The sequence below is a fragment of the Mucilaginibacter tolerans genome, assembly GCF_030519375.1.
In the GTDB taxonomy this organism is placed as follows: domain Bacteria; phylum Bacteroidota; class Bacteroidia; order Sphingobacteriales; family Sphingobacteriaceae; genus Mucilaginibacter.
In genome coordinates, this window is the sequence record NZ_JAUMKB010000007.1 from 1 (window position 1) to 15,029 (window position 15,029).

The 15,029-nt window shown below is 41.9% G+C and carries 14 protein-coding genes; 9 read left to right on the plus strand and 5 right to left on the minus strand.

What is annotated here, in order from left to right; genetic code table 11:
- Positions 1-193 precede the first annotated feature (193 nt).
- From Q3A68_RS11290 to Q3A68_RS11310, 5 genes are all read left to right on the plus strand, one after another.
- Entirely contained in the window at positions 194-1,207 is a 1,014-nt protein-coding gene (locus Q3A68_RS11290; protein ID WP_302901191.1) for a tectonin domain-containing protein, read from the plus strand.
- 80 nt (positions 1,208-1,287) lie between these two features.
- Positions 1,288-2,604, plus strand: a complete 1,317-nt coding sequence (locus tag Q3A68_RS11295; RefSeq protein WP_302901192.1) for a flippase — start codon at positions 1,288-1,290, stop codon at positions 2,602-2,604.
- The gene (locus Q3A68_RS11300) at positions 2,601-3,248 is read left to right on the plus strand and encodes a class I SAM-dependent methyltransferase (protein WP_302901193.1); all 648 of its coding nucleotides are present in this window, start codon (positions 2,601-2,603) and stop codon (positions 3,246-3,248) included. Before Q3A68_RS11295 ends, Q3A68_RS11300 begins: the two co-directional genes overlap by 4 nt.
- A gap of 2 nt (positions 3,249-3,250) precedes the next feature.
- Positions 3,251-4,024: a class I SAM-dependent methyltransferase gene (locus Q3A68_RS11305; protein ID WP_302901194.1), complete on the plus strand. Its 774-nt coding sequence runs from the start codon at positions 3,251-3,253 to the stop codon at positions 4,022-4,024.
- Positions 4,025-4,033: 9 nt separating this feature from the next.
- On the plus strand, positions 4,034-4,951 hold the full coding sequence (locus Q3A68_RS11310) for a glycosyltransferase (RefSeq protein WP_302901195.1): 918 nt from the start codon (positions 4,034-4,036) through the stop codon (positions 4,949-4,951).
- Here Q3A68_RS11310 and Q3A68_RS11315 read toward each other — a convergent pair whose 3' ends face one another.
- Positions 4,952-5,698 carry a class I SAM-dependent methyltransferase gene (locus Q3A68_RS11315; RefSeq protein WP_302901196.1) on the minus strand — a complete coding sequence of 249 codons (747 nt, stop codon included), beginning with the start codon at positions 5,696-5,698 and terminating at the stop codon, positions 4,952-4,954.
- Positions 5,699-5,777: 79 nt separating this feature from the next.
- Here Q3A68_RS11315 and Q3A68_RS11320 point away from each other — a divergent pair, with 79 nt between their 5' ends.
- Entirely contained in the window at positions 5,778-7,049 is a 1,272-nt protein-coding gene (locus tag Q3A68_RS11320) for a glycosyltransferase (RefSeq protein WP_302901197.1), read from the plus strand.
- A gap of 6 nt (positions 7,050-7,055) precedes the next feature.
- Complete coding sequence (locus Q3A68_RS11325) at positions 7,056-7,805, plus strand: glycosyltransferase family 2 protein (RefSeq protein ID WP_302901198.1); 750 nt, start codon at positions 7,056-7,058, stop codon at positions 7,803-7,805.
- A gap of 137 nt (positions 7,806-7,942) precedes the next feature.
- On the opposite strand, the gene Q3A68_RS11330 is transcribed toward Q3A68_RS11325, so the two are convergent.
- From Q3A68_RS11330 to uvrB, 4 genes are all read right to left on the minus strand, one after another.
- Positions 7,943-10,456, minus strand: coding sequence for a YfhO family protein (locus Q3A68_RS11330; protein WP_302901199.1), 2,514 nt, complete (start codon positions 10,454-10,456; stop codon positions 7,943-7,945).
- 92 nt (positions 10,457-10,548) lie between these two features.
- Positions 10,549-10,830: a hypothetical protein gene (locus Q3A68_RS11335; RefSeq protein ID WP_302901200.1), complete on the minus strand. Its 282-nt coding sequence runs from the start codon at positions 10,828-10,830 to the stop codon at positions 10,549-10,551.
- Entirely contained in the window at positions 10,827-11,078 is a 252-nt protein-coding gene (locus Q3A68_RS11340; protein WP_302901201.1) for a DUF4834 family protein, read from the minus strand. The genes Q3A68_RS11335 and Q3A68_RS11340 overlap by 4 nt, the downstream gene beginning before the upstream one ends.
- Before the next feature lie 169 nt (positions 11,079-11,247).
- Positions 11,248-13,272 (minus strand): excinuclease ABC subunit UvrB, encoded by a 2,025-nt coding sequence (uvrB, locus tag Q3A68_RS11345; protein ID WP_302901202.1) that lies wholly within the window; start codon positions 13,270-13,272, stop codon positions 11,248-11,250.
- Positions 13,273-13,598: 326 nt separating this feature from the next.
- On the opposite strand from uvrB, the gene upp reads away from it, so the two are divergent.
- Positions 13,599-14,243: a uracil phosphoribosyltransferase gene (gene upp / locus Q3A68_RS11350; protein ID WP_302901203.1), complete on the plus strand. Its 645-nt coding sequence runs from the start codon at positions 13,599-13,601 to the stop codon at positions 14,241-14,243.
- Positions 14,244-14,294: 51 nt separating this feature from the next.
- Positions 14,295-15,026: a YjjG family noncanonical pyrimidine nucleotidase gene (locus tag Q3A68_RS11355; RefSeq protein ID WP_302901204.1), complete on the plus strand. Its 732-nt coding sequence runs from the start codon at positions 14,295-14,297 to the stop codon at positions 15,024-15,026.
- Positions 15,027-15,029: the final 3 nt, after the last annotated feature.

Sequence of the window (15,029 nt, forward strand, 5' to 3'; positions counted from 1 at the left end):
GGCACTCTTTTTTGATTTAATTTTCTCTGTTTCCATTTGTTGACTGAATTTTAGTCAACTTTTCTTAGGACGAGACATAATAAACTTAAAGCCTCAGTGTAAACAACATTGAGGCTTTTTTATGGAATTGCCTTTTTTGGGGCAGGAATTATTATTAACTTACACAACAAAATCTAAATCTTATCATAAGAATATGAAAAAACTATTACTTCTGTCAATGCTTTTTCTAAGCACCGGTGTATTGGTGTCATCATGCGTCAAGGATGTAAAAACTGAACCAGATCATTCGGTGCAGATAACTTTTGACAAGGCAACCATTGCAGCCGGTACAACCAAACAATTGGTTTGCAAAAACTATTCAGGTTCCGATCTTATCTGGACTTATTCCGATTCAACCGTTGCTGCTGTAAATGTTACCGGCATGATAACCGCTTACAAGCCGGGTACCACTACAATTAACGTTAAAAGTAAGGCCTACCCAGTTTCGGCTACCTGTGTTGTTACTATAGTGCAGGCAAATGCAACTGATGTTGGTGTAGGCGCCGACGGTACTGTATATGTTGTTGGTAACGATAGCGTCTCTGCCACAGGCGGTTACGGTATTTATAAATGGATTAATGGTGGCCTTCATAAGCTGCCCGACTGTGCGGCTGTCAGGGTGGCTGTTTCACCACAAGGTGTGCCATGGGTGGTAAACAAATCGAATCTGATATTCCGATATAATGGCACAACATGGGATCAAATGCCGGGTACGGCTACCGATATAGGAATTGGTAAAGATGGGTCGGTATTTATCATAGGAACCCAATTTGCTAGTGTTACAGGCGGAAACATTATTCAGAAATGGAATGGCTCAGGCTGGGATACCATGCCAGATTGTGCAGGTGTTCACATTGCAGTTGACCCAACTGGTACGCCATGGGTAGTTAATAAATCAAATATTGTTTTCCAATATGGTGGTACTTACTTGTGGAACCCAATTTACGGAATTGACGGTAATGACATTGGCATAGGTGCGGATGGGTCTGTGTTTGTAACAGGAAAGGATTCTACTTTGGCTACATATAATCCACCTGTATATAAACTGGAGGGTGGCTCAACATGGACCCCGGTACCAAGCATTTCAGGTATCAGTATATCTGTTGACCCTAACGGCAAACCATGGTATATCGATAAACAGGATGTATTACATTTCCCGGCTAACTAATCGGTAATTGTCGTTTTACACAAAAGCTAAACCCGGAGAATACCGGGTTTAGCTTTTTTTATACCTTTACCATCTAAACTATGCGTATACCAGGTATCCCGGGATTTGATCAGGAAGCACTCGAAAAGTATTTTAAAAATACGGGTGCATTATTTATTGGCCGCGTTGGGAGTCTGGTTATTAAGATGGTCGTCGGCATCAGCGTAGCCAATTACCTGGGCAGGGGTAATAATGGTATCCTTTCCGGCGGTACAGTTTATATCTATTTTTTTTCGGCGATAGCGACCCTTGGTCTTGATCAGTTCATTATTAAAGAGCTGCACGCTTTCCCTGAAAATCGCGATCAGATATTGGGCACATCTTTCTGGATGAAGGTGTTTGCGGGCCTTTGTTGCGTACCTCTAATTTGGCTGGCCTTTCATATCTATCCTGCAAAAGGTACGCCGTACCATTATGTACTGATTTTTTCTCTAATAGGGATAGTACAATCCTTTACTGTCATTGAATCTTATTTCCAGTCGGAGATACAATCTAAATATATTATGCAGGTGCAAATTACCGGTAACCTGGTATCGGCCGCCGTTAAGCTTGGATTGATCTTTTTACAAATGCCACTCATTTGGTTCGTGTATGCCTATACTTTCGATTTCCTATTGATTTCTGCAGGCGATTATTTTACTTATCAGCGTAAGGGTCGAAGCATTTTTAATTGGTCCTATAATTCAACATTAGCAAAAAAACTGCTGGGCTATTCGTGGCCATTGATTATCTCAGGCATAATGGTGGCATTGTATATGAAGATCGACCAGATCATGCTCCAAAACATGGTAGGGGTAAAAGAATCGGGTGCCTATGCTACTGTAGCATCGCTAAGTGAGGCATGGAATTTTGTTCCGTCGGTGATCGTCACTTCGCTATTTCCGGCTATACTAAATGCCCGACGGGATGACTTGGACAGATATAAAAAAAGGATACAACATTTATACGATCTGATGGTTTACCTCAGTGTGCCTGTTGCAATAGTAATTACATTTGCATCGCCGCTGATCTACAAATTATTTAAACCCGAATATGCTTATGCCGCTCCGGTGCTTTCAGTGCATATCTGGTCGGGAGTGTTTGTGTTTTTAGGTGCAGCAAGCGGGCAATATTTGATCGCTGAAAACTTAAACAAGCTGACATTTATACGCACCGGTTTTGGCGCGATAGTGAATATAGGTCTTAACTTGGTATTGATACCAAAAATGGGAATGATGGGTGCAGCAATAGCTACACTAGCTGCATATGCCAGTGCCACATTTTTTATGCTGGCGATACCGAAAGTTACCGGCCAGGGGTTGATGATGTTAAAGTCATTATTTTTAATTTCGTTGTTTCAAAAAATTAGTAAACATTGAGCAAAATTTCATCATTGCTGCAGCTTCTAACTCAGCCTAAACGACTAAAAGCGTTATTGTCATTTAATCATAAAGGATATCTGAAGGATATTGGTTGGTTCAAAGCATTTGATACCAGGTCGCCGGTGGACGAGTTTGGCGATCCTATTCCTTGGGTAACTTATTCCTTTATAGATTTTATAAGAGGAAGACTGAATAAGCAACACGCTATTTTTGAATTCGGTTCGGGCAATTCTACGTTCTTTTACGCGAAATATGCCGGCATTGTCGTTTCTGTAGAACATGATAAAGGGTGGTATGATAAAATAGTAAGCAAAAAGCCTGAAAACTCGGAGATGATCTTTAGCGAGTTAATACGTGGCGGCGACTATTCTAATATGCCGGTTAAACTTGCTGAAAAATTTGACATCATCATAGTGGATGGACGTGACAGAGTGAATTGTGCCACACGCGCGGTTGATGCTTTATCGCCAAATGGGGTTATCGTATTGGATGACTCTGAAAGAGAGAATTATAAACCTGCAATCGACTTTTTAGTGAAAAATGGTTTTAAACATATTCCATTTAGCGGGATATCGCCGGGTTTATTTTATCTTAAATCAACTTCGGTGTTTTATAAGGATGATAATTGTTTGGGGATCTGATTATGGCAGCAGAGATCATAAGCGATAACATTAAAGCAGCATACGACGAGTTCTATCAAAAGCACGATGAAGCCTGGCGCATGCTGGGCGCTAAATATAAGGCGCAGCATATTCTTGATGTTTGTAAAGGACATTCTTTCAAAAATGTATTGGAAGTTGGGGCTGGTGACGGAAGTATATTGAAAATATTAGCCGATCAGAATTTTGCGCCAGAATATCACGCGGTAGAAATATCGGAGAGCGGCGTTGAACACATCAAGATCCGGAATATTGCTAATCTCAAATCAGTACAGGTCTTTGATGGGTATCATTTGCCTTATGCCGACGATAGCTTTGATCTGATTATTTTATCACACGTATTGGAGCATGTAGAACACGAGCGATTATTGTTACGTGAATTAAAACGGGTGGCTAAATATTTTGTTATTGAAGTGCCTCGCGATTATAAAGCAGGTGTAGATAACCGGATAAAACATTTCCTGGCCTATGGGCATATTAATGTATATACCCCTACATCGCTACGTTATTTGCTGAAGACCGAAGGGTTTGAAATAGAAGCCGACCTGGCGTCGATGATTGAGCCTGAGGTGACTAAATTTAATACTTATATTAACCAAAAGAAGCCAAAGAACTTCGTTACCGATTTGAAGATCAATTCGGAATATATAGTAAAGAAGAGATTGGCAAACCTGTTTGGTAAAAAAGCAAGCGAAAAACTCGCAAATGCTTACACTGTGCTTTGCAAAAAAGCAGGTCACCAGGTAGAAATATTCTAATTCGTCACAATGCAGAACCTTGCGCCCATCGCCTTATTTGTTTATAACCGGCCTGAACATACGCGCCGCACCATTAGTTATTTGCAAAAAAATCTGCTGGCGGAAGAGTCGCGTTTATTCATTTTTTCCGATGGACCAGCAACTGATGCCGATAAGGCAAAAGTGGATGAAGTGCGTCAACTTGCTAAAGAGGTAACAGGCTTCAAATCGGTAAAAGTGATCGCCAGAAAAGAAAACCTCGGTTTAGCTAATTCCATTATCAGCGGGGTAACCAAACTGGTAAATGAATACGACAAAGTAATTGTTTTTGAGGATGACCTGCTGTCATCGCCTTATACATTGCAGTATTTTAACGAAGCACTTAAACGGTATGCTGACGAGGATAAGGTGATGCACATCGGCGCATATATGTACGATTTGAAAGAAAAAGATTTGCCTGAAACTTTTTTTTACCGCGCCGCAACCAGTTGGGGATGGGCAACCTGGGCACGCGCCTGGAAGCATTTTGAACCTGATATTGATACGCTGACAGAGCAATTCAGCAAACCCAGCATTCTGCGGTTTTCAATAGAAGGCACCATGAATTTCTGGAAGCAGATGCGCGAATTCAAGGCCGGCAAAAACAACTCATGGGCCATACGCTGGTATGCATCGATTTTTCTCAAGGATGGCTTAACACTAAATCCAACACAGTCGCTTATCAATAATATAGGGCATGACGGCAGTGGTACCCATTCCAATGCGGAAACTACTTATCAGGTTCAGATAGCTCGAACGCCCATCACAAAATTCCCGGAGGTAATAAAAGAGAACCCGGAAGTTTACCAGGTGATCAAACACTTCCTCAAAAATCGTAAAGGAAATTTACTGCAAAGGGGCTTGCGCTTTATTCAGAAATTGCAGAGCCGGTACCCGGTAAAAAAATAATTACCTGGTTCCTTTGACTACAATGTAAGGCGAGAGCGACTTGCTTTCGATCGGAACGATCTTAGTGGCTATTTTCCCGGCAAGCCATAGCACCTTAATAAATAACCTGGTCATTACGCTTTGCTGATCCCGGTTTTCGAGCCAGATGGAGAATTTGCCGTAATATCGGGCCTCTACTTTTTTGAGCCCTAACTTGCCGCAGTATTCAGCCAGCATTTCAGGATTCATACTATTGATGTTGTGCTTTTCGTAATTATCCATATCATACCTACGCTGCACCCAACCGTTGATGCCAGTAAAATTGGGCAGTGTAATGAATAGGGTGCCGCCCGGTTTCAGGAATAATAAATGATGGGCAATGACATCTTTTGTATCATGAAAATGCTCAATCAGACCGCAAGAAAGCACCAGGTCGTACTGTTTTTTTGGCTGATAATTAAACAAATCGCCTTCTATTACGTCAACATCATTTTCTGTAAGATTATTAGCGGTAAGTACTTTTTTTAAGGTTGGTCCATGAACATAAAAGTCAAATAAGGTAGTTTCTAAGCCAAAATATTTTTTCAGAAAAATGGCATAATACCCTGGGAAGCCACCCAACTCAATTGCTGATAAAGGTTTGTTTTCGTCCGCAATTTGTTTTAAAAGTTTGTGGAAGGTATGATTAGAGGGGACTGTAAAAGCCAAATCTTTTTTTGATTCCCAGTAATTGGCCCAAAATGCTTTGTCGGTGAGTTCGTTCTCCATTAGGATTGCAAAAAAAACACTTTTTCCCAAATAACGGTCAAAAGCTTTAACAGGTATTTAAATAATGTATTTTTGAAGCATGCTAAAAGTAGTGCATCTAAACACTTACGATGGTAACGGAGGCGCAGGACGGGCCTGTATGCGACTTAACCGTGCACTATTAAGCCAAAATATTGATTCTAAAATTATTGTACACTACAAATTCGGAAAAAATCCGGAGATAGGTGACTTTAATACGAATTTGATGCAAAAAGCCTGGACAGCGGCTACTATTCTGCTGGAAAGAGTATGGGCGAAGCGCTATCTGAAGGTCATAAAAACACCTTTTTCATTTACCTGGTTCGGGCGCTCAGTGATCCATCACCCGGATGTGAAAAATGCGGATATTATCCACCTGCATTGGGTAAATCATGGATTTTTAAACCCCAGGCACATAGCGGAAATAGCAAAGCTTAACAAACCAGTGGTATGGACCTTCCATGATAGCAATGCTTTTACCGGGGGCTGCCATGTACGTTACACCTGCGATCATTTTGAGCGCAAATGTGGCGATTGCCCTTTATTAAAAAATACCTCACCTGATGATTATTCCAATCGCATCTGGAAACAAAAAAATAGCGCTTATCAAAAGTTGGGTTTTAATATCATCGCCCCAAGCAGCTGGATGCAGGTCTCGGTTGTCCGGAGCAGTTTGCTGAAAGATAGATCGGTCAGCCAGATTCCAAATACACTGGAAACCGACAAATTTAAACCACAGGATAAAACAGCGGCCAAAAGAAAAGCAGGCTTGCCTGAAGATAAATTTATTTTGCTAAGCGGATTTATGCCTTCACGTAAGGATATGCACAAGGGAACAAGCTACCTGCTGGAAAGCCTGGAATTATTAAAGGCAAGATTGGGTGAAAAGGCCGATCAGGCGGAGCTGGTAGTATTTGGAAATAGGGACGATAAAAATTTACCTGATTTTCCGTTCAAAACAACATTTTTGGGTAAGATAAGCAATGATGAACATTTGGCGCTTTGCTACGCGGCAGCAGATGCATTTTTAATGCCATCCCTGGAAGATAATTTACCCTATACTGTAATGGAAAGCCTGTCCTGTGGTACGCCGGTGATCGCCTTCACGACGGGGGGCATTCCTGATATGGTAACACATGAAAAGAACGGTTACCTTGCGACTTACCGCTCGGCCGAAAGATTTGCCGATGGAATGGAATGGATGATCAATCATCCCGACAGGGGACAATTAAATAAAAATGCACGGCAAACAGTGATGGATAAATTTTCTGAGGCGATCATCGCGCAAAAGCATATTGATTTATATAAACAGCTGATAAAAGCATCCAATTAGCAATCTATGTTTCAACCGAAGTTAAGTGTCATCACCGTTGTGTTTAATAATGTCAGGGACATTGAGCGGACGATGCTTTCGGTTTTGAAACAGACATACACTAACATCGAATATATCGTTATTGATGGTCTTTCAAACGATGGTACATTAGATATTATCCGCAAATACCGAGACCGTATTAAGCTGGTCAGCGAAAAGGATAATGGAATTTACGATGCCATGAACAAAGGCCTAAACATGTCTACCGGCGATTATGTCCTGTTCATGAACTCGGGTGATGAAATCTACTCCGACGATACTGTAGAAAAGGTTTTCGCAACCACAGACGATGCTGATATCTACTATGGCGAAACGGAGATGATCGATGATAATGGCAGAAGTCTGGGCCAGCGTCGTCATAAAGTACCTGAGAAATTTACCTGGCGAAGCTTCAAATATGGAATGAGTGTGAGTCACCAGGCTATTTATATCAAACGGTCGCTGACAGAAAGATACAGTATGCGCTATCATCTGAGCGCTGACATCGACTGGATCATCCGCGCAGCAAAAAAAGCGAGAAAGATCGCCAAAGTAGACGGTTATGTGGCTAAATACCTGGTAGGTGGAATGTCTAAAAAGCGGCACCGACAAAGCCTGGTAGAACGTTTTGCCATCATGTCCCATTACTACGGACCGCTTCTAACTATATTCTATCATTTCGTGATTGCTTTTAACCTGGGCAAATATTGGTTAAAACATAAGAGGACAAACGATTAATTGTAGATTATGTCATTTCGAGCGATCGCTTCTCCGCGCCACTATTCCCGCCATATCCGCTTCTCGCAACGACAAAAAGGCTAATAAAAAAAGCGGTGGATTTTACACTCACCGCTTTTTTATGTAATAAACTACTTTTACGCAGCTTTTTTCTCGTCTTCCGACTTTCTCCTGACACCGGTATAAATCGCTCCGCCCAATGCCAGCACTAACAAAATAGAACCTGCCAGTGATATTTTCTCTCCCGTGTAGTATGATGCAGGGTGGAAGATAAATTCGATCTTATGATTCCCAACAGGGATTTGTGCGGCGCGCAATACGTAATCTGCACGGAAATAAGGTGATTCTTTCCCGTCGATATACATTTTCCAGCCTTTATCGTAATATATCTCTGAAAATACAGCAACCGAAGGTGTAGTGCTTCCGCTTTGGTACACCATATCGTCAGGTGAGTATTTAACCAACTTTATAGTCCCACTAGGGTCAAAGCCTATTGCTTTTTCATCAATAACGCTCTTGTAGCGTTGGTCAACAATAGCCTCATCTTTTGGGGCAAAGGCAGTGATGGTCTGCATTTCTTGGTCAGCATCCTTAGCATACTTAATGCTTTTCACAAACCAGGCATGGCCACATGCTGTTTCATTACGTTGCATGCTTAGGTTGTTGGTCTTCGGATCTGAGAATATAATGTATTTGGTATTCAGCATATCCAGCACATTATGGTTGACAGTTTTTGAAAACTGATTATCAATAAGTTCATCAAAACGTTTCATCCTTGCAGCCGAGTAACCCCAAATTGATTTATGGAAGAACGGGGTCATCATGTCCTGCTTCGCCATTTGCAGGCCCTGGGTCAAATCTACAACCCTAAAGTCCGGATCGGTATCGCGCTGAATAAATGTGTCCACCTCCCGAGGCTTAGGCGCTGTGGTCTCTTCCCTTTCTTCAAAGCTTTCATCACGCAAGTAACGTCTGTCTATCTGCCAGAGATCAACCAGGATAACGGCAAAAAAGAGTATCGACAGTACCGTGGTATTGATCTTTTGTTTGATAAACAGCCACAAAATACCGAAAGTGACTATTATAAATATAAGCGAACGGAGGGCATCGGCGCGTTCAAGGCTTTCCCTGTCCTTTGCCAACCCATTCATAATACCTGTAGCAACTGCACTGTTCCCTTTGAACATTTGGGTGAGCTGGTTAGTATAAAGCGATTGATTGCTTGGCTTGAAACTCAAAAGCAACTGCGGGTATATCCATAATAACAAGCATAATCCGCCTGTTATATATAGCGTATATAATAACTTCTTCACCAATAAAGATTTATTAGTGATAGCAGTCGTTTCCTTGATAGCGAGGATAGCCAGCATTGGAACGCAAAGACCCGTTACAGCCAAGATTGATTCGATAGATCTGAATTTGTTGTATAAAGGGAAATAGTTGAAGAAGAAATCGGATACGTACGGAAACGAGCTTCCTATGGACAGGAACATGGTTAATATCACAGAGGCCAGCAACCACCATTTAATGCGACTTCTTACAATAAATAAGCCGAAAATAAACAGGAAACAGACCACCGCACCAAAATAATGCGGTCCGCTGGTCAGGGGCTTATCACCCCAATAAGTATTAAACAATCCTGTGCCAGCAATTTGATTTATCGCATTATCATACTGATCCTGAGGAACGCCGAGAGCACCTAACCCGCTAACTAATTCCTTATAAAAATTTGAATTTGGCACATCCATTGATGAGAGGCCTGTATCGCCCCCGTAGGCATTAGGAACTAAAAAAGTTAAGTTTTCGCCAAAAGTTTGGCTATACTCGTAGGCATATTGTTTGGACAAGCCATTACTTGGCTCACTGGTATGCTGTGTTAGGTTTGATTGCCCGCGGGTACTGTCCTTGCCATATTCGTAGGTACTCCAGAGCAATGAAGCATTGATGGCTAAAGCAAGCAATGTAGCTCCACCGATATAGGCTAACGACTTAATAAAGAGAGCTGTAGTTTTATTTTTGATAGCATGATACAATTCAATACCTACCCATATCAGGATGATCAAAAGCAGGTAGTATGTCATTTGGATGTGGTTAGCCCGTATTTCCATTGCTAAGAAAAGTGTAGTCAATGACGCGCCAAGCCAGTATTTTCCCCTAAAAGCGAGTATCATACCCGCGAGTATCGGTGCAAAGAATGATATAGCGAATGCCTGATTACTATGCCCCGCTGCTAATAATATAATATTATAGGACGAAAAAGTGAACGCCACAGCACCCGCAGCCGCAAGCCATGGATTAAGATTTAGTACGCAAAATAGAAAATAGGTGCCAAATAATAACAAAAATATAGTGTACAATGGGTTAGGGAACGCTTTAACCAGTAGATTAACTACATGGCTAGTGATGTTATCTGGGTATGGAGCCCATATTTGGTAGGCAGGCATACCACCGAATATTTGGTTAGTCCATAAAATAGTGGTATCCCTTGCCCGGTAATCATTTATTTCTTTTTGGGTGGATTGAGCGCCCGTCACGTCCCGTTGGCCCAATGTCTTACCTTGGAACGCTGGTGAAAAATAAAAGAAGCAGATTGCTAAAAAAATCCCAATGACGGCAAAGTGGACGCCATTTTTCTTGAACCAGTTATTCATTTAAGTTTTTTGAATATGATAATACAATCCCCAAAAATAGAAATTTGACTGACAAAAGGAATTATTATTAATTTGGCAGGAAAGGTATGTCCTTAGAACATCAGAAATAATAACGGCAGGCCGGCTGCTCCGATAATATAAGCAGCGAGCGAGACTTTATCGTATTCTTCCCAGTTTTTGTAAAGGCTATAGGCATTGTACACAGCCAGTAAACCGAATATTACCCAAAAGAACCAATGAATATGGTGATTGGACGTACAAATCGCCAAACCAACCGCTACTATTATATAATTGGTTGTGATAATAGTAAATGATGCAGGTGTACCGAAATGCCTGCGTTTAAATACGGTGGGCGGCTGGTTAGGATCCCTCATTTTATTTCTTCAAAATCTACAAAGTCGCCTTCCGAATCAGGGACTTGTTGTTTGTTCTGCGGGATATAATCCACTTTGACTTTTCCTTCAGGCGGATTTTGCGGACGACGATATTGTTGTTGCTGCTGGCCTTGTTGTTGTGCCTTATTTACCAGGCTCTGAAACAGCATGGGCAACAAGATACGAACAAGACTGCGTATGATATATAAAACCAATATGGCTATTAGCAGGAAGCGTATGAAATACATGGAACTAGAATTTTGAAACTACAAATATAAGTTATTAACGAATAAAATGTTTTGGTATAATAAATCATCATACTTATGACATATTACTGATTTATCTGTAAATGTGTTTTTATTTTATGACGTTCCCGGAAAATAATTGTTACATCATCAAAAAGTCATCATATCGGTATCAAAACCGCTCTTCCATCATTTTCTCCAGCGCGAACATCTCATCGCGGAGTTTAGCCGCCAGTAGGAAGTCCATGTCTTTTGCTGCTGCAACCATTTCCTTTTTAGTATTTTCAATTGCTTTTTTCAGATCGGGTTTGGTCATGTATTGAACAATAGGGTCGGCGGCCAATGATACGCTGTCTGCCTCCACATAGGCTTTTTGTACCCCTCCTACAAAATCCATTACCGACGTTTGCTCTAAAATAGACTCCCTGGATTTACCTACTGTTTTAGGGGTAATGCCGTGTTCTGTATTATAGCTGATCTGTTTTTCACGGCGACGGTTGGTCTCATCCATGGTGATCTGCATCGAATCGGTAATCTTATCAGCATACATGATCACCCGCCCGCGGTCATTACGCGCAGCACGACCGATAGTTTGTATCAATGAACGCTCCGAACGCAGGAAGCCTTCTTTATCAGCATCCAGTATAGCTACCAAAGATACTTCCGGCAAGTCTAATCCCTCGCGCAGCAGGTTGATACCAATCAGTACGTCAAACTCTCCCAAACGCAGGCCCCTTAATATTTCTACCCGCTGTAAGGTTTTTACCTCGCTGTGGATATAACGGCATTTGATACCAAGACGGTCCATATATTTAGCTAATTCTTCGGCCATACGTTTGGTAAGGGTAGTTACCAAAACGCGGTCGCCCATTTTTACCGTTTTATCTACCTCTTCCAGCAAGTCGTCTACTTGATTGATTACCGGGCGCACATCGATCACCGGGTCAAGCAAGCCAGTAGGACGAATCACCTGTTCAACTACCACCCCACCTGATTTTTCAAGCTCAAAATCACCCGGAGTAGCACTTACATAAACAGTTTGCGGAGCCAGGCCTTCAAATTCCTGGAAGTTGAGCGGACGGTTATCCAAAGCCGCCGGCAAACGGAAACCATATTCAACCAATGATATTTTGCGGGAGCGGTCGCCGCCATACATGGCCCTGATCTGGGGTACGGTCACGTGGCTTTCGTCAATCACCATTAGATAATCATCCGGGAAATAATCCAGCAAACAGAATGGCCGTGCACCCGGCTTACGTCCATCAAAGAATCGTGAATAATTCTCAATACCTGAGCAATAGCCTAATTCACGAATCATTTCCAGGTCATAATTTACCCTTTCTTCCAGCCGTTTTGCCTCAAGGAAGCGCTTCTCATCAATAAACTGTTGTTTGCGTACTTCCAGCTCCTCCTGTATCGCCCAGATAGATTGGGTAAAACGTTCGCGGGGGGCCACATACAGATTGGCCGGGAAAAGAATCATGTGCGTCATCTTCTCCAGCGTTTTTCCGGTCGATGGATCAAAAGAACTTAGCTCTTCAATATCATCGCCAAAAAAGGATACGCGGTAAGCATAATCCAGATAGGCCGGGTAAATGTCCACCACGTCACCCTTTACTCTAAAAGTGCCGCGCTTAAAATCAGCGGTGGTGCGGGCATATAGTATTTCCACCAGACGGTGTAAAAATGCATTGCGGCTTATGCGGGTGCCTACAGCGAATTTGAAGACCGAATCTTTAAAGTCATCCGGGTTACCCATACCATATATGCAGGAAATAGACGATACTACAATCACGTCTCTGCGGCCCGACATTAAAGACGAAGTCGTGCGCAAACGAAGTTTTTCGATCTCCTCATTTATCTGCAGGTCTTTTTCTATATAGGTATTTGTCGTTGGTATAAATGCTTCCGGCTGATAATAATCGTAGTAAGACACAAAGTAGTTCACCGCATTTTCGGGGAAGAACTGCTTGAACTCGCCATAAAGCTGGGCCGCCAGAGTCTTATTGTGGCTCAGGATGAGGGTGGGCCTTTGTGTTTGTGCAATTACATTCGCAATCGTAAATGTCTTTCCCGATCCGGTGACACCAAGAAGGGTCTGAAAAGGGTCATTATTATTTACACCTTCTACCAATTGCCTGATGGCTTCGGGCTGATCTCCGGTGGGCTGGTATTGAGAGGTTAATTTAAAATCCATAGATGATCACAAAAATACGAATAATAGTGTGTATGGTTTGCGTGTAAAACATCGGCAGCCTCACAGCCAGCAAGTCGTTTAATAATCCCTTAAGCGTTTTCATAGTTTTGAATGTTTACTCAAAACTATCATGCGCGGATGACAGCCTTATGTCAACAGGATTTTGAAAAGATAATTAATTATCAAAACTTAAAATTTAAATGAATTAAAACATGAATTGCATTTATTTATTGTAGTAGTAGAAGTAGATAAAGATTAATAAATTTAAGCAAGCATTTGGCTATAATTGCCAGACCAACTAATCTCTGATCACCAATCTCTAATCTATGCTCTTTGTACTCAACAAAACCAACACGATAGGCAATCAATTTTTAGCCGAAATGCGGGACGCTGTTACCCAGCAGGATCGCCTGCGTTTTCGTAAAAACCAGGAGCGGATGGGCGAGATACTGGCCTATGAGATCAGTAAAAAGCTGAAATATGTTTCTGTTGAGGTGCAAACGCCCTTAGGCATAGCTTCGGTTGAGGTGCCTGAGAGCTACCCTGTGCTTGGTACTATTTTACGGGCAGGTCTGCCTTTTCACCAGGGCTTTATGAACTTTTTTGATAAATCGCCATCAGCATTTATAACAGCTTACAGAAAGGTGAAGAAAACAGGCGCTTTTGTAATCAATATCGATCATATCTCGGCCCCCGATCTGGAGGGCAAAATTGTGATAATCTGCGATACTATGCTCGCAACAGGACAAAGCATGGTGCTGGTATGCAAAGAACTTATTGCTCAATATAATATCAAAGAACTGCACATAGCTTCCGTGATTGCCAGCACCGAAGGGGTAGAGCATGTCCGGGCAAATCTGCCAAAGGCACATTTATGGTTAGGCGCTATTGACGAAGAAATGACTTCAAAAGCTTATATCGTTCCGGGGTTGGGGGATGCAGGAGATTTGTCGTTTGGGGAGAAAACCTGATTTCGAATTTCGGCTTTTAAATTTCGAAATGATGACCGTAGCTTTGTTGCGATGGCTAATAAATCCGAAATCTCAAGTTCGAAATCCGAAATAAAATACAAACATATCTTCTTTGACCTCGATCATACCATCTGGGATTTTGATAAGAATGCCGAAGAAACTCTACATGAGCTATATGGTATTTACGGGTTGAAGGAACTGGGCCTGCATTCCGCCGATCTGTTTATTGAAACTTATACCCGCAATAACCACCTGCTTTGGGCCGAGTATCATACCGGGAAGATCACCAAAGATCAATTACGTGAGGCTCGCTTCAAAAAAACATTTCTGGATTTGGGTATGCATCCTGAAGTGATACCGTTAGGTTTTGAGGATGACTATGTACGCGTATGTCCTACAAAAACCAACCTTTTCCCCGATGCGCATGAAACACTGCAATATCTGCAGTCGAAGTACAAGCTACATCTGATCTCGAATGGGTTTAGTGAGTCGCAGGGAATTAAGATCAGCAACACCAATTTAGGCGGATATTTTCAGCACGTGATCATATCAGAAATTGTAGGGGCAAATAAACCGGACAAGGCGATTTTTGAGCACGCCGTCAAACTTGCACAAACCACCAAAGAAGAAAGTCTGATGATAGGCGATAGTATAGAAGCCGATGTTTATGGTGCGTTGAACTTTGGTATGGATGCTATTTATTTTAATCCTGCTGGGTTGGACAAACCGGCCGATGTGCCTGTTCAGATCAATCATTTAAAAGAACTAACTTTATTGCTGTAAGGT